Below are 17,504 nucleotides of genomic sequence, written 5' to 3' on the forward strand. Positions count from 1 at the left end.
TTGTCGGTTGTCGGTTCTCCTATTCCTAATTCGTAATTCCTAATTCGTAATTCTCTTTTCTCCAAAACTATCTATCTTATCTTCTTCTTCCTATTGGTTTCATAATCCTCAAAAATCATTTCTCCTAAACCTTTCAATCCGGTGTAAAAAGCTTTCCCTTGATTGGCTTCGGTAAATCGGTTGACAAACTGCTGCAAATAAGGGTCATTGGCTATCATAAACGTGGTAATAGGAATGTGCAATTTACGGGCTTGTGCCGCTTGGTTGTAACACTGCTCCACGATGTATTGGTCTAAACCATTGCTGTTCATGTAGTAGGTGCCATCCTTTTCACGCACGCAACTGGGCTTGCCATCGGTAATCATAAAAATCTGCTTGTTGGTATTGCGCTTTCGGCGAAGCATATCCATCGCCAATTGCAAACCGGCCACAGTATTGGTATGGTAAGGCCCTACGGTTAAATAGGGTAAATCTTTAATGGCAATGGGCCAAGCATCATTACCAAAAACCAAGATGTCAATCGTATCTTTGGGATAACGGGTGGTGATTAATTCGGCCAACGCCATGGCTACCTTTTTGGCCGGGGTAATGCGGTCTTCGCCGTATAATATCATACTGTGGCTGATGTCAATCATCAAGACAGTACTCATTTGGGCTTTGAACTGGCTGTCTTCAACAACCAAATCGTTTTCGGTTAATTGAAACTCCCCTACACCATTGTTGATTTGGGCATTGCGTATGCTCTCGGTTAGGGAAATGTTTTCTAGTCCATCGCCAAAGTGGTACGCTCTGAACTCGCCTGTTTTTTCATCGCCGTTGCCGGAGTATTTGGTTTTGTGATTCCCACTACCCGACTTGTTGAGATTGCCAAATATTTGGTCTAGGGCGGCTTGTCTTATGGCTCTCTCGGTCTTAGCGGTAATGCCCATACCACCGCTGCCATCGGGTTTTACTTCCTCACGGATGTACCCTTTCTTCTTTAAGTCTTCCACAAAATCATCAATGGTGTATTGCTCGTCTGTTAATTTATATTCTACATCCAACTGCCGCAACCAATCAATGGCTTCCTCAAAATCACCGGAGGTGTGGGTAATTAATTCTTTGAATAGGTCAAACAATTTATCAAATGGCGAAAGAAATGGTGCTTCATAGGGCTTAAAGAAAAATCCTTTTTTTGTATTCTTTTCCATTGCATAAAATTATCATTTATAGTTAAGACGTACGCCCAAACGAATGTTAATTTTTAGTGAAAGTGAGGGGTAGGATGTTTTGTAGTGAACGAGCTTCTCGATACAATTTTACAAAGTAAAAACTAGCGTTTTTGCTTTGTAAAATCACTCGAAGTGACGCCCTTCGATACAATTTGAATTGCATTCAAAACACTCAGGGTGACGGTATTTAGTTGTTAGAACGTCAGTTCGAGTGGTTTTTGTGGAACGTAATGGGATAAAAGTGTATAGAAACGTTGTGTAAGAGGCTTCTCGATACAATTTTATAAACTAAAAACTAACGTTTTCAGTTTATAAAATCACTCGAAGTGACGCCCTTCGATACATTTTTGGCAAAGCCAAAAACACTCAGGGTGGCGGTATGGAGATGTTTAGTGACAATTGAAGTGATGTCCTTCGATACATTTTTGGCAAAGCCAAAAACACTCAGGGTGGCGGTTTAGTAGAGGCTCGTCAGTTCGAGTGGTTTTTGTGGAGTGTAACGCAACAAAAAATGTATCGAGAACCGTTGTTTCAACTGAACTTCTTTTTTGCCAAGTTGGGTAAAGCGTCATAGTCCCCTTTTATCAAGGCTTCTTTCTTAACCCTTGACCATTTTTTAATTTGCTTTTCCTTTTCAAAAGCTATATTGATATCTATGAACTCGCAGTAAAAAACTAGTTCGAGTGGTCTTCTTTTAAATGTATAACAATCGGGATAATAACCTATATCGTGTTGGAATATCCGTTGCGTTAAATTACTTGTAACTCCTGTGTAATAAGTGCCATCGGAACATTTGAGTATGTAGACGTAGGATTGCTTCATCTTATAAAAGTAAGAAATAATCTATTTAAAATTGCTTCTCTATACATCCCGATAGCTATCGGGACACTCGAAGTGACGGTTATGAGGTTTTTAGACTTATGGTGTTATTTGCACTTGTCGTCAGTTCGAGTGGTTTTTATGGAACGCAGTGGAATAAAAATTGACCCGAGGCTTTAGCCGAATTGAGCGCAGCTAATCGAGAACAGTCGTGCTAGCTAGGCTTCTCGATACAATTTTTAAACTCAAAAGCTGTCGCTTTTAAGTTTAAAAATCACTCGAAGTGACGTGAAGAAGACGTCTAGGTTATAGCGAGATCGTCAGTTCGACTGAATTTCATAAAATAAGGATTTATATCAAGAATGAAAAAAACCCGACAGCCATAAAGACCATCGGGTTAAAGCAAGGTAACTAAAAACCAAATTCACAAATCGGCTCTCCCTACCACATGGAGATTCCGATTGCTTAATCGAAACATAGGAATTTCAAATCCAATCTAACTCAATAAAAATGTTCCGATGCTGGGGATTAGACTGTAAATACCAAGCTAAAAAAATAAACTTTTGTATCCATAACTTAAAAAAAAGGATGTCAAATGTCTATTATTATTTTGAATACTTTAATACATTTTTTTTGATTTAGATCCCTTGGATATTCATCAACCAAGTTGATAAAATGAGTACAACAATAACTATGCTGAATAGCTTAGTAATTCTCTAATTAAATTTACGTAAACTAAAACCTAGATAACTTTCATTTAATATTTTAACCCCTTAACTATCCACTCCGCAGGTGATTCATCTTTTAAATGGTAGTTTAACCAATCATTAAAACGGTAGTATAAATCTACTTGACTTTCTTTTTTTAGCAAAGAATGAGATTCATTAGAATAATTAAGAAATACTACTTTTTTGTTTAGCCTTCTCAAAGCAAGATAAAAGGCAATGCTCTGATTCGGATTTATTTGTGGGTCTTTATCACCTGTCCAAATTAGTACTGGCATCGTTACATTTTCAACCCAAGTTGAAGGTGAATTACGCTCATATCCTTCTCTGTCTTCATAAAGTGAATTACCCATTCGCCATTGTTGATTTTCAAAACGCCATATTTCTGAATCGCCTGAATTATTGCTTATGGAAAGATACCAACTAGGTAAATCATAAACAGAAGCCCCTGAAATTGCAGTTTTGAAAATATTGGTTTGTGTGACAATAAAATTAGTTTCATACCCGCCAAAAGAATGACCAACCAAAGCAATTTTATCAGATAACACTATGTCTTTTCGAAGTACTTCTTTGGTTGCGGCAACAACACAATCAGTTGCAGATAAACCTGGATTCCCCAACTCATACTTAATGTCTGGTAATAAAACAAAATAACCTTGAGTAGTCAAATTTGTCACATTAAAACCGGTAGAATTATACATAGTGGGATTAAAGTAATTATGTTTCAAAAAATTAAGCTCTTCATAGATAGAAACTACCATAGGATACTTTTTATTAGCATCATAAGCTACAGGATAATACAAGGTTCCTTTAAGCGTTTCATTTTTAGAATTTTTGTACTGAATTTGTTCTTGCTTACCCCACAAATAATTAACATAATGTGGATTGCATTGAAAGACACTGTTTGATGCTGTTGTCTTAGTATTATACGAGTTTAACGCATGGGGTTGTGAAAAATGCTGAGATTGATACACATAATATGGCGCTTTAGTTGCTTTCAATATTGCTTTATTGGAATAATCATTATAAACAATTGTTTTAAAAGTGCCATTTGGTTTTCTAATGAAATAGCCCGTAGCATTTTCGCTACTCGCTGAAAAAACGATATCGCTTGAAAAATCAACAGCTACACTTCCTGAAAAAACGGCAATATTATTTTTAATAAAATGGTGTATTCTAAAAATAATTTTTTGCTCTCTTCCCCTTGTTAAACGAATTGGCGTAGAACCATCAAAGGGTACTTTCCAAACATCATATTCATCATTTAAAAAGAAGCAATCATTAGCTGTTCCCCAACCGCCTAAACGAAAAGCACTTTTTTTACCATAATCTAGACTATTCCAATTCATTGAAGCAATATTGGAAAGTGGCAGTTGCTTTTGATTTTTGACATCATACAAATACCATTTGGTATCCTTAAAATAAGCAACGTATTGCCCATTTGGTGCAAAACTTAAAATTTCTTCAGCACTAGACTGATTCGCAACTAATAATTGCTCTTGTCCTGTTTCTAAATTCTTAAGATAATAGTCAACATTAGGCTTCATAACATATTGAGGTTCTTTATTTGTAATGTTATACGTAACAGCAAAATCCATTGTTGGGTTTAACAAATGAAAAGGTTTACTATCAGAAGTTATAAAACGAAAAGTATTGGTTTCGTGCCACCATACCCCATATCGAATCTTTTCTTCTATAGCTGCTATTTTTTTTCTCTTGGGATAAACCATACCATCTGCTCCACTCCATACCTCCACAATTTTTGAAGATGGGTCAATAGCAACATTTTTTTGAAGTGACATAAAAATACGTCTATCATCTGGCGAAATCGATAGATTTGGATTAGCTCCATCCAATAAATAATTTTTAGGAAAATTCAAAGATGCTGCATCAAATTGTCTTTTTTGTTTAGTTGACATATTGTAAAAACAAACGCTTACCTCTGAATTGTCCACCTTATTTTTTGAATACACAAAAGAACGATTACTCGAACTCCATTTTAAATTTGAAAATTGATGAAGGGAATCTTTGTCTATAATCGTTTGAGTTATTACATTATCCAGTTGAATCAAACGCAATTGGTTGACACCTTCCTTATTTCCTATACCTACCATTGCATTAGAAGAAGGACTCATTTTGAAAGATGTTATTCCCTTTAAACATTCCATTATTTGACCTTTATCATTTCGAATACAAACTTCTTTTTGATTCGCTTTACTGTGCAACGTAATCAAATAATTGTGTTGGGTAGTAACGGCAAAAGCTTGTACATCTGGAATTTTTTCTTGAATACCTGTACTTAAGTCTAACAAACATAGCGTATTGGTATCATCCAAAACAGCATATTTGGTAGCGCCCCAAAAATCTCCTTCTCGGGGATGAGCCACTTTGTACGCTTTTTTTCCTTTTACTTGAACAATATGCAAGGTGTCTGGACTATCTTCATAACTCATATAGGCTGTTGTCCATGCACCATTATCAGAAATCGTATTTTGAAATAAGGCGCCCCACTTTTTATAATCGGCTGCTGTTATTGATTTTTGTGACTGGGCTTGACAGAAGAAACAACCCATTAAAATTAGAAACAAAAACGTGTTTTGCGCTACATTCTTACTCTTTACCATATATTTTTTCATACTAATAACCTGGATTTTGTGGTACTAAAAATGGATTGGCATCCATTTCTGCTTGTGGTAATGGCCATAATTTATCGTTAGTTGACCAACCTGGTTTTGTTCCTAAAACGGAATCCAATAGCTCCAATCGCTTTAAGTCTAGAAAACGATGTCCTAACTCTGTAAACAATTCTAATCTACGCTCCTGAAGTATGGCACTTAACACTTGATCTGTTGTAACAGCAGTGGTATTTGATAATCCTGCACGTTGTCTAATAACATTTAAATCTTCTATAGCGCCTATTAAGTCGCCTTGTTTAGCTCTAGCTTCTGCACGAATTAAATACTGCTCTGATAATCGTAATATAATAGAGTGTTCCATAGAGGTAGATGTCGCAATGTCTTTCTTGTATTTGAAAGAATGATACCAAACTTGGCTTCCATTAGTAATTGATTTTATCCAATGTGTCTTTCTTAAATCATTGCTCTCAAATTGAGCAAATAAATTTGGATTCAAAGAAAATCTAGTTGGCGGACCAGTGAAGAAAATAAAAGAGTTTCCTTCATAAGTATTTGCACCGGCTGCACCTGGAGATAATTGCCAAATTGTAGAACTAGATTGTTTTAAAAACTCTTCATCTAAATTATTTTCTAATTGATATAGTGTAGTTTCATTTAAAACAGCGGAAGCCATATTTGAAGCTTCCGTATAGTCTCCCTGGTACAAATACACTCTTGCTAAAAATGCTTGAATAGCGTTTTTATTGGGGCGGGTTCTTCCCGAATCTATATAAGATGTATTTACCCAATTCGCAGCATCTTCTAAATCAGAAATAAGATGTTGAAATACTAACTCAGTACTTATTCGCTCAACAGTACTATTAGCTATATAATCTGTAGTTTTGATATAAGGTATATCTCCAAAAACAGACATTAGATGAAAGTGTAAAAAAGCTCTAATAAACAAAGCTTCTCCTTTTACTTGATTTTTAACCGATTCCGATAAATTGTTTGAATTATTAACTCCTTCAATTACTGCATTTGCAGCATAAATTTGACTATAACTGTTTCGCCAAAGTGTATTGATGTTTGCAGTGGTGGATAATAATGAATTGTTAAAAAAACTTTCTGATGTATTATTTCCAATTTCATAAGAAACAAGATCATCAGAATAAGTTCCCGCTAAGCAAGTGAATCCATTAGGTCTACCCGAGAGAAAACCGTTTTCACGCATTTTTGCATAGATATCAGTTAGTGCCACAGTTGCGGTTAAAGCGTCTTCAAAAACTGCAGGGGTTGTTAGTTGTGAACTAGGGGCATCCACATTAACGAAATCGTCGCATGACTGTAATATTACTACTAAATTGAAAATCATTAGTAGTTTACTGTATTTTTTGATTTGAATTTTCATAGTAAATAACTTTAAAAAGTGAGTTGAAGATTAATGGAATACATTTTTAAAGGTGGCAACAAACCTCCTTGTACAAATTCTGGATCGGCTCCCTGATATTTTGTAAAGGTTAATACGTTTTGCCCTTCTAAAGCCAAACGACAGCTTACATTAGGCAAAACACTTTTAGGCAATGTATACGCTACAGAAATATTTTTTAATCGGATAAATGACGCGTCATTGACCGCCCCACTACTTAAGCCGAAAAAGTCACTTCGCTGTGTAGCCTGTGAGTTGGCATTAGTTGCAAACAATTGATATGGTGCATTATCACCTGCCTCCTGCCAACTATTCAAATACGCAACTGGTTGATTGATGAAATGACCCGCAAACTTTTGGGTATTGGCAAAATTAAAATTCTGTTGCTTCACAAACTGAAATAGGAAATCCAACTGAAATCCTTTATAAGTGAACACATTTTGTAAACCACCGTAAAAATCAGGATTAAAATCTTTGACTACTTGACGATCATACTCATATGAAATCACCCCATCACCATTAAAATCGGTAAACTGATACAATCCTGTTTGCGGATCTACACCTGTAAATTGAAACAATTTTTGAATTGTTGTAGGTTGTCCAATAACATACTGATTACGGTATGCTGAATTTTCTAATCCTGGAAAAGAAAGTAATTTATTACCTGCTTTAGTAATATTGAAATTAGAAATCCATGAAAAATTAGTACTTTTTATATTTTCAGTTCTCAAAGTAAACTCTACTCCCTTATTCTCAACAGTAGCATTTAAATTAGTTTGTATGGAAGGAAAACCTGTAGTTCCCGGAAGTGGTAAACCAACCAATTGATTGGAAGAACGATTTCTGTAAGTAGCTGTACTAAACAAAATTCGGTCGTTTAAAAAACCTAATTCCAAAGCAACTTCTAATTTTTTATTAGACTCCCATCCAAAATTAGTGTTATACAAGCGAGAAGGTTGTAATCCTATGATTCCACCATAACTAATTCCAGAGGAAGAATAGGTATCTAAATATTGGTAATCGCCAATTTGATCACTACCTGTTGTACCATAACTCACTCTCAATTTTCCAAAACTTAGAAAACGTTCTATAGGCTTTAAAAATTCTTCTTTATGAAACAACCAAGCCGCACCAATAGCACCAAAAGTAGCAAACTGATTCCCTGAAGCGAAACGACTTGAACCGTCTCTTCGAGCAGTAAGATTCAGTATATATTTTTTAGCGTAAGTATAATTTGCTCTTCCAAAAAAAGCTTGGTATTTATAATCGATTTCTTCATTATTTCTTATTAAAACTTGTGAAGCAGCAGCCAAATCATATAACAAACTATTGCTTGAAAAACCCGTGGCATACGCCAATTGTTTTTTACTAGTTTGATTCTGGAAAGTAGCTCCTAGCAATACATCAACTGTAGCATTTCCAAATTCCTTCTTCCATGACAATTGAGGTTCCATAATCCAAGAACGTCTTCGTAAATTATTTACGTAAATGGAAGAGTATTGACTACTTAAATTAAACGATGGATTATAGGTAGTCGAAGGAGTTGAACGACTATCCTCATTACTTAAATCAGAAACCCCAAAGCTTGATTTTAAAACTAAATTATTTGCTAATTTATAAGACATTACGGTATTTGCAATTAAGTCTGTTGTAAAGGTCAAACACTTTCTTACGTTATTAGAAAGTGGATTGACCCATGTGTTATTTTCCCAATTCAAGTTTCCGTTTGCATCATAAAGTGCTGGCGCATTAGGAGCTAATTGACGGGATAATGAGACATAGTCTATCCAAGGTAAATCGTTATTTTGTACCATGTAACTTCCAGAAAATTGAATAGAAAATTTGTTGTCATCAGAACGATGATTAAAATTTAGACGAGCACCTCCTCGCTTGTACAAAAAATCACCTGGAAAAACACTACTTTCTGTTCTGTAATTTCCGCTTACCAAAAAACTGGTTTGTTGGTTACCGCCGGTAATATTAGCTTGTAAAGTATTCACTTCTGATGTACCGCCGATTAAAACTTTCTGCCAATCGGTATATCGGTTTTGGTCCCAAGTACCGTTTACATCATAGGCGTTTGCGGGATAGGTTGTAATACCATCATTAACAAACGCTTTTCTCCTCATTGTTAAATATTGTTCCGTATTCATGAGGTCCATCATTTTAGTTACTGATCCTACAGCAGTGCTAGTTGTTATCGTAACGGATGTTTTACCTGTCTTTCCTTTCTTAGTGGTAATCAGCACTACTCCATTAGCCCCTCGAGAACCATAAATAGCAGTAGCATCAGCATCTTTTAAAACTTCAATGCTTTCGATATCATTAGGATTTATACTAGCAAGTGGATTACCATTTCCTATGGTTGAGGTTGACGTTTGTAAATCGCTGATGGCGTCGGTGCTATAAGGAATCCCATCAATAATATAAAGCGGGCTATTAGCATCCTCACGTAAGCTATTGACACCTCTAATATTTATTTTAAATCCTCCGCCGGCAATACCAGTTTCTTGAACTATGTTTACCCCTGCCATGCGCCCTTGCATAGTTGCCAAAATGTTTGGTACTGGCTGTGTTTCTAAATCCTTTGAAGTAATCTTTGCTATGCTACCTGTTCTCTCTTTCTCTTTCACAGTATAATACCCGGCATTAACTGTTACTTCTTGCAATGAGGCAATATCTTCCTTCAATATGACATTGATGTTAGCTCTTCCATTAACAGCCTCTTCCATTGTTTTAAATCCAATAAATGAAAATATCAGTATACTATTCTCCTCTGCCGCTAGGCTAAAGAAACCATTAGCATCTGTGATTACTCCTACACCAGTGGCTTTAACGGTAACCGATGCACCGACTAATGGGTTTCCATTCTCATCGGATACCTTTCCGTTTATGACAATTGGATTTGCATTTTTCATTGAGTCTAATTGATAGCCCATTGACACTTTTTTGGGTTTTAAAACTATAAGAGTGCCATTAATTTTGTAATCAGTATTCGTATTTTTAAAAATAGCTTTCAAAACGGTTTCTATTTTTTCATTCTTTACAGTAATACTGACTCTACGCTCTAAATCCAAAGATTTAACATTGTAAACAAAGCGAAAGTCGGTTTCAGTTTCTATTTTTTCAATGACATCAGAGACTTTCATCTCCTTGAAATCCAAAGAAAGCTTAGTCTTTTGCCCATAAGAATCATTGGCATGCATTGCAAACAGCGAAGTCATTAATAATAAAATGGTTAGTTTCATTTTTAAATCCAGTTTAAAAAAAGGTTGTTCAAACCTTAGTAGGTTCAAGAGTTTTTTCATACTTTTAAATGTTTTTATTTGTGATTAGTTAATTAGCTTATCACTTATAACCGCCGGGAAATGTTAGCGCGTTTTCCGGTTTTTTTTATAAGGATAAGAGATTTCAAAAATTAGATGTACACCATAGGCATCTTTTTAAAGTTATTATTCTATTATAATCTTGTTATCTTTAATTCTATATTCAATAGCATAACTCTCACTGAAATACTCAAGCACTTCGGCTATTGATTCATCTTTAAAACTGGCACTGAATACCTCTCGCCCTAAAGTTTTATTGTTGTTAATAAAAGTCACATTATAATGTCGTTCAAGTCTTTTAATGATATTATTAAATGAAATATTTCTAAAAACCAATTTACCTTTAACCCATGCAGTATAAGGATTAACATTCACCTGTTCAGTAAATATGTTATCTTGTCCGTTCACTATAGAACCTTTTAAACCGGGAACTAATTTTACCATTTTGCTTTTAGCATTCAGGCTATTATACAATCCCACTTTACCCTCTACTAATACAACATCGGTAGAAGCCTCGTCAGCATAAGAATTAACATTAAATTTAGTCCCTAGTACCTTAACATTCAATTTCTGCGCGTTGACAATGAAAGGACGGCCCTCATCCTTCGTTACTTCAAAAAATGCTTCCCCTATAACAGAAACATGTCTATTTCCATTTTTTAAAAATTGTACGGGATAGGTTAAACTTGATCCCGAATTCAGATATACAATAGTCCCATCCTCCAATTGTATATTAAACCGCTTTCCATAAGGAATAGTCAAAGTATTGTACACCAATTTACCCGACGATAACTGCTTGCCATATATAAGCATACTATCATTTTGTGTTCCAATTAATTTACCAAACTTATCAGTAATATTTTTGTTCCCGTTGGCACTTATGATTTGTGTGCTTCCATCAGCTAATTTTAAAGTTATAGCTTCATCTTTTGCCACTAGTACTGTAGTATTTTGTTTGGTAACAAAAGTCTTTTGAAAAATATACCCTAACCCTAAAAACAGAACCAGTAGAGCAGCATACTTAAAATAGGAGGCAACTATTCTTTGATGAAAAATATTTTTCTCTTTTGAAATCTTCTGAAACAGCCTTATTTTTGCATCCTTAGTATTAAAACTACTTAAGCTGAAATCAATGGCATAATTGGCTTTTACAAACTCCGTAAAAGCAGTATGATTATTTACATCCTCAAGCCATTTAGTCAATACCTCAATGTCTTCTTGATTAGCTTGGTTGGTAAAATACTTTGTTAGTAACAGTTCTATTTCGTTCTGCTTCATTATGGTTGTTTTATTATATAACGAACAAAAAAAACAATACCCTAACAATTTGATAACTTTTTTTTTCTGTAAAAAATCTAAATAATTATTGCTTTATTTGTCATTGTGAAAATGAAAAACTACTCAGATAATACTATACTAACTGAATCCCTCAAAAATGGGAATGAAGAAGCATTTGCATATCTTGTAGATACTTACCATCACAAACTTTGTGTTTACGCCAATACATTAGTCAAAGACGTTTACTGTGCTGAAGACATAGTACAAAATGTCTTTGCAAAAGTCTGGGAGAAACGAAACCGACTAAATCCTGATTATGCAATAAAAAGCTTCCTATACAAATCAGTATATAATGAATTCATCGACCACTATCGTAAAAACATTTCTTTATTGTCACTTGAAAAAAAACACTTTAAAACTCTAAATGAAATTTTACTCGACGATGATTCTGAATCATTAAACGAAGTAATCGAAATAGTAAAAAAAGAAATACAAAATCTACCACCTAAGTGCAAAGAAGTTTTTATTTTAAGCAAGCAACAAGGCTTAACAAATAATGAAATAGCCGAATACCTCAATGTCTCTGTAAAAGCAGTCGAAGCTCAAATAACCAAAGCTTTTTCAATCTTACGCTCTTCAATGAAAGAAAAAATAAAAAGCTTTTTGTTCTTATTATTTGGTCATAAAAAATGGATCGCAAAGAATTAACAAATTCAAGTATCTTACTCTCATAAATACCCAAACCTCTTCTTCTCAATTCTCGAATCGCACACTATAATTCTTGCTTCAAGCTTTTCTCTTACATAGTTTTGCTGTTACAACTGCCTTCAGCATGCAAAACCAATCATCACATCCTGCGGTCAAAAACATCTATAAGATGTTGTTCGAACTGTCAACCGGAAACCTCCAATTTCGGTTAGAAGCACCGAGTGATAATGTTAAGTTGGAAAAAATTACCACCCTACTGAATACCATTGCAACAGAATTAGAACAAATAAATGCACCATCTCAGTACAACGCTATACTGGGAAACAAAGCGTCAACACAATCCGATAATCAAATCATTCAAAACCTACACCAATACATTCTCAATCACCTCGACGAACCGCTCCCTTCACTCAAACAGCTTGCCATACACTTTGAGACAAACCAGTTCAAACTCAAAGTAGGCTTTCGAAATCAATTTGATACTAGTATTTTTCAATACTACAACGATGAAAGACTAAAAAGAGCACACCGCTTACTTTCAGAAACCGCCTTACCCTTAAAAAAAGTATCGTTTCTATGCGGCTTCAATTCCTATTTAAACTTCTACAAAGCTTTCAAGAAAAAATTCGGTTACGCACCCGGCGAAATCACTAGACCCAGCGAATAAGGATAGTTAAAATACTGATTTGCATACAATTACAAAAATAAAAGTTACAATTTTACCACAGAATAAAAACTTCTACACCATCTAGCGACTGTCATTTCCCATCTGTCATTCCCGCTCTGTCATTCCCGCGAAGGCGGGAACGGGAACCCACCCTCTCAGCCACTCAGCTACTCAGAAACTTTACAACCTTAGAACCTCAGAACCTTAGAACCTTAGCACCTCCAATATGAAAACACTATCCAACTTCAAAACCAACATCATCTACACTATCTCCCTACTCTACATCTTACTCTTCACCTATGCTGCGGTAAGCAAAATGCTTGATTTCCAAAATTTTCAAGCACAGCTCGGTCAGTCGCCATTACTGAGCATCTTCGCAGAAATATTATCTATTACAGTTCCGTTAGTTGAAATTGTACTAAGCATTCTCTTAATGATTCCCAAACTCAGAATCCTGGCATTATACTTTAGCTGTTTTTTAATGTTTCTGTTTACAGTCTACATTGTAATGATCCTCAACTTTACCTCTTTTATTCCTTGCTCTTGTGGTGGGGTTCTTGAAAAACTTGGCTGGCAGGAGCACCTTATTTTCAATTGTGCATTTGTGGCTTTGGGACTATTGGCAATAGGGTTTAAAAGCGGATTAAAACATACTGTAATTGTAACCATAATCGGCTTTAGTATCGGTATTGCGTTAATGTCAGGTCTCTTTCTTTTATCAGAAGACATCATTCACAAAGAAAATCCTTTTGTACGCCGTTTTCCTCAGGGTACGGCAGCAAGAGTTGCAGGCGTTGATTTAAAAAACACCTCCTTTTACATTGCAGGAGCAACGTCCGACAAAGTATATCTGGGTAATCCCATTGCACCGCTTCAGGTTTTTGAATATGATCGTAATCTGTCAAATCCAAAGCAACATACCATCAGCCTCGACCGCGAAGGATTTCCGTTCAGCGCATTGCAGCTTGCAGTTGTATATCCTTATTTCTTTATATACGACAAGTCAGTACCGGTCATTTACAAAGGATTGGTATCCGATTGGAAAGCCACGATGGCATGCAATAAGGAATGCCACTTTAATGAAATTGCATTCATAAATCAAAATGAGTTTATCATCCGCACGCAAAAACAAAAGTCGTACGATAACGTGCTGGCAAAAGTGACGATAAAAGATTCGTTTCACCTTGCTTACAATACAACCGTACTGCAAAAGCAAACGGACGGCATTTTTGATACGGACGGCACCATGCATTACAGTCCGCAAATCAATAAATTAATCTATACCTATCATTACCGCAACCAATTCATTAGTACCGATCAAAATCTAAATAGTGTAAAGCGTGGCAATACCATCGATACCACCACCATAGCGAAGCTAAAAATCGTCAAAAACAGTAAATCAGGCGATACCAAACTGGCTGCACCACCACATATGGTAAACAAACGTACGACAGTGGCGGCAAATCTGCTCTTTGTCAATTCCATGCTTCGCGGGAAATTTGAAAAGGAAGAAATCTGGAAAGGTGCCACAGCAGTAGATATCTATGATATCACCACGAAAGAATATGTGTTGAGTTTCTACGTCTATAACGAGGAAGAATTTAAAATGAAAGACTTCCATGCCACTAAGGATGCCCTTTACATTATTTCAGGACACTTCCTGCTGAAATACGGGTTTGGAGAGAGGATAAAATCAAAATTCAAAAACTAAAAATATACTGGCCGGTACCAGGAATGTAGATCGAACACCTGTAGAAAAAAGTAGATCAGATCATTTTAATTTAATTCTATTACCATGAAAACAAGATTTTTCAAATTGTTCATGCTGCCAATCGCAGCGTTTACATTAGCCAGTGCAGCAGCCGTTGGCACTGATTCATCAGAGGAAAGTAAAGCGACTACGACAATGACTGCCTACATTCACAATCCGAACGTTTGGGATTGCGACCCTGTACCGGTAAGTTGCCGCGTGGGTAGCGGGGAAACCTGCCTTTACGGTTCATTAGAAGCTTTTGAAAAAGATTCTGAGAACGCCTGTATCATCCAGCTTGAAAAAGTGGAATAGCTCGCAGGATTTCCTTTAAAAGATAATGCCGATTCTTCAACAAGAATCGGCATTATTGCTTTAATCATAGGAGGTTCCTACCCTAATCCAAGCTATATCCTTTTGATCTTTCAGATAATAGTCAAACCATTTCAAAATGCGTTGCGTCAGATCTTTTTGATTATCTTTTTTAGACAATGTATGATCTTCATTGGGATATCCTAATAATATTGTCGGCATTTTAAGACGACGGAGTGCCAAATAAAAGGCGACACTCTGCTCAAAAGGAATAATAATATCATTCTTCCCCGACCATAATAATAAAGGTGTTTTGATGGTATCAGTATGTAATAATGGTGAGTTATTGAGATAGTCATTTTTAATTTCGTAAAAAGAACCACCCATACGAATCTGTTGTGTTTCATAACGCCACATTTCATGCATGTGAATACTATTTTTACTCAAATCAAAATACCTTCGCGTAACATCGCTGACGCCAGCCCCGCTAACGGCAGCAGTAAACAAATCCGTCTGTGTAACAATAAAATCCACTTCATATCCTCCAAACGAATGACCAATCAGTCCTATCTTTTTAGGGTCTATCTTTCCGGTAGCAATCACGGCTTCCACCGCAGCGATGACACAATCACTGGCAGAAATCCCCGGATTCCCTACCTTATAATGAATATCAGGCATCAAAACGAAATAACCATTTAAAGTGAGATGGGTAACATTAAAACCTTCGTAATTAAACTGTGTCGGTTTCACGTACCGATTGACCATCTTTGATCGCTGTTCATAAATATGAACAATCATTGGATATTTTTTCGTCGCATCATAATCCGCAGGATAAAACAGCGCTCCTTTCAACGATTTACAATCACGGTTCGTGTAAGTTATCAGTTCCGATTTTCCATAATGGTAATCGGACTGTTGTCGGTTCGATTGATATAAAGTCCTGCTTTTGCCCTCTTTCAGGCTTATGAAATGCAGTTGTGGCGGTTGCGAAAAGCTTTGACTGCTGTAAACAAAACAATCGGTATCGCTCTTTTTAACAGCACTGAGGTAACCGCTGTTATCGGTGATTGTCCGCAATCCCAATCGGTTGCTGTAAATACACAATCCGGTCGACCAATCCTCCTGATTCGTCATACTAAAAACAACACCCTTATCCATATCGAGCAAAACACGCGTTTCTCCCTCATAATCTCTGATGCCGAAACGTTCAGATTCCACACGGCTCACACGGTATACGCTGTTTGCTTCCCTACCTTTGGTTAATCGCTTTCCTTCTTTTCCGTTCAGTGAAACTTTCCAAATATCATGACGGTCATACAGCAACACACTTGTGCCATCGGCAGCCCATCCTCCCACACCATACGCGCCAAACTGCCCTGCCACGTTCTCTTCTGAACCATTATCCCATGTGGTGGGTAGGAGTTTGGTAAGGTTTAAAAGGCTGTCCGTATCAGGATTGTAAAGCATCCAGTTCGTATCCCTGTAATACACAAAAGCATTACTAATCGGAGAAAAACACAATTGATTCGGGTCGTGCGATTGTTTAGCCAACAGTAATTTTTCAGCCCCGGTGCGCACGTTTTTAATATAATAATCCACATCCTCATAATACCTGGGTTCCAGACTGTAGGCATACGGGTTGGATAAGATTGCATAGTCCTGCAAACCGCTTAACCGAATCTTATAAAGCAGTTCATCCGTCAGCAGGCAATACTTTCCTGTGTCCGGAAACCATACTGCCGTCTTTTTAGAGGCCACAATGGCAAGTGATTCCTTTGCAGGAAACAGTGGTGCATCGTTACCGTTCCAAATCTCAACAGCACTATTTTCTTTTTTCACAGTAGGTGCATCAGGTGCTGCAATGGTAAAGAAAACCAGGCTGCCATCGTCTGAAATGGCCATCGGCCCGTTCGAACCTGTTATAATTCGTATATCTTGTTCTTTGGGCAGACCAGACGAAAACCGCAGCATTTTTTTATCAGAAAACCGATAGCAATACAGGCTTAAACCGTCAAACAACACAACAGCCTTCCCTTGCTTTTGCCAAACAATGCGGTTAAGGGGTTTCTCTATAGCACCCAAGCTAAAGTGACGGTATCGGTCAAACTGAATTACGCCTGCTTTACCACTTTCCTTATCTTTTATGCCGTATACAAGTGAATCGCCCTGTTCATTGATATCGTAAATCGCAACATCGGCAATACGCTCAACGGCAACACCTTTAGCGTATCGTATTTCCAAAACACCGTTGATGTACCAGATTACGATATATTTTCCATCACCAATGAGTTCATACTGTTTTACACTTTCTATTTTTTGTACGTCACCGTCAACTAATGAGTGCAGTACCAGACTATCCTTACTCAGGCACGCAAACAGCTTTTCGCCACCAAACCGTCCATCCCTGCCGTTAGGAATTGTATAGCGTCTGGCACTTTGGGTATGCTGCACAAACAACGTATCGTTTTTGTTTTCATACGACATCCCATAACTGGTCCAGTTGCCTTCCGTAGAAATACGCTGAATATCCAATGTTCCCCATTTGCCATAATCCGCTTCCGTCAGCCGCTTTTTTAGTATAACCTGCCCCTTCACAGGGCAGGCATACAGTGATAAAAAAAACAAAAGCAGGCATGACCTATAGGTTTTGCTTGTGGGCATCAT

General features: G+C 36.6%; 11 protein-coding genes. 4 read left to right on the forward strand and 7 right to left on the reverse strand.

Annotated elements, in window-relative coordinates; all coding sequences use genetic code 11:
• Positions 1 to 71: 71 nt before the first annotated feature.
• The 6 genes from C8C84_RS13445 to C8C84_RS13470 form a co-directional block, all read right to left on the reverse strand.
• Complete coding sequence (locus tag C8C84_RS13445; RefSeq protein WP_121314135.1) at positions 72 to 1,190, reverse strand: VWA domain-containing protein; 1,119 nt, start codon at positions 1,188 to 1,190, stop codon at positions 72 to 74.
• Positions 1,191 to 1,742: 552 nt separating this feature from the next.
• Positions 1,743 to 2,033: a GIY-YIG nuclease family protein gene (locus tag C8C84_RS13450; protein WP_121314136.1), complete on the reverse strand. Its 291-nt coding sequence runs from the start codon at positions 2,031 to 2,033 to the stop codon at positions 1,743 to 1,745.
• Between the two features lie 754 nt (positions 2,034 to 2,787).
• The gene (locus tag C8C84_RS13455; protein WP_121314137.1) at positions 2,788 to 5,391 is read right to left on the reverse strand and encodes a prolyl oligopeptidase family serine peptidase; all 2,604 of its coding nucleotides are present in this window, start codon (positions 5,389 to 5,391) and stop codon (positions 2,788 to 2,790) included.
• A gap of 1 nt (position 5,392) precedes the next feature.
• Positions 5,393 to 6,781, reverse strand: a complete 1,389-nt coding sequence (locus C8C84_RS13460; protein WP_121314138.1) for a RagB/SusD family nutrient uptake outer membrane protein — start codon at positions 6,779 to 6,781, stop codon at positions 5,393 to 5,395.
• 11 nt (positions 6,782 to 6,792) lie between these two features.
• The gene (locus C8C84_RS13465) at positions 6,793 to 10,047 is read right to left on the reverse strand and encodes a SusC/RagA family TonB-linked outer membrane protein (RefSeq protein WP_233549814.1); all 3,255 of its coding nucleotides are present in this window, start codon (positions 10,045 to 10,047) and stop codon (positions 6,793 to 6,795) included.
• 204 nt (positions 10,048 to 10,251) lie between these two features.
• Positions 10,252 to 11,403 carry a FecR family protein gene (locus C8C84_RS13470; protein ID WP_121314139.1) on the reverse strand — a complete coding sequence of 384 codons (1,152 nt, stop codon included), beginning with the start codon at positions 11,401 to 11,403 and terminating at the stop codon, positions 10,252 to 10,254.
• Positions 11,404 to 11,514: 111 nt separating this feature from the next.
• On the opposite strand from C8C84_RS13470, the gene C8C84_RS13475 reads away from it, so the two are divergent.
• The 4 genes from C8C84_RS13475 (at position 11,515) to C8C84_RS13490 (ending at position 14,843) form a co-directional block, all read left to right on the forward strand.
• Complete coding sequence (locus tag C8C84_RS13475) at positions 11,515 to 12,111, forward strand: RNA polymerase sigma factor (RefSeq protein WP_199717174.1); 597 nt, start codon at positions 11,515 to 11,517, stop codon at positions 12,109 to 12,111.
• Between the two features lie 124 nt (positions 12,112 to 12,235).
• Positions 12,236 to 12,778 carry a helix-turn-helix transcriptional regulator gene (locus tag C8C84_RS13480; protein WP_121314141.1) on the forward strand — a complete coding sequence of 181 codons (543 nt, stop codon included), beginning with the start codon at positions 12,236 to 12,238 and terminating at the stop codon, positions 12,776 to 12,778.
• A 226-nt stretch (positions 12,779 to 13,004) separates the two neighbouring features.
• A complete protein-coding gene (locus C8C84_RS13485; protein WP_121314142.1) occupies positions 13,005 to 14,489 on the forward strand; it encodes a MauE/DoxX family redox-associated membrane protein in 1,485 nt (494 codons plus the stop codon).
• An 84-nt stretch (positions 14,490 to 14,573) separates the two neighbouring features.
• Entirely contained in the window at positions 14,574 to 14,843 is a 270-nt protein-coding gene (locus C8C84_RS13490; protein WP_121314143.1) for a DUF6520 family protein, read from the forward strand.
• A gap of 60 nt (positions 14,844 to 14,903) precedes the next feature.
• Here C8C84_RS13490 and C8C84_RS13495 read toward each other — a convergent pair whose 3' ends face one another.
• Positions 14,904 to 17,504: a prolyl oligopeptidase family serine peptidase gene (locus C8C84_RS13495; RefSeq protein WP_121314144.1), complete on the reverse strand. Its 2,601-nt coding sequence runs from the start codon at positions 17,502 to 17,504 to the stop codon at positions 14,904 to 14,906.

It is taken from the genome of Flavobacterium sp. 102, from assembly GCF_003634615.1.
Classification (GTDB): Bacteria; Bacteroidota; Bacteroidia; order Flavobacteriales; family Flavobacteriaceae; genus Flavobacterium.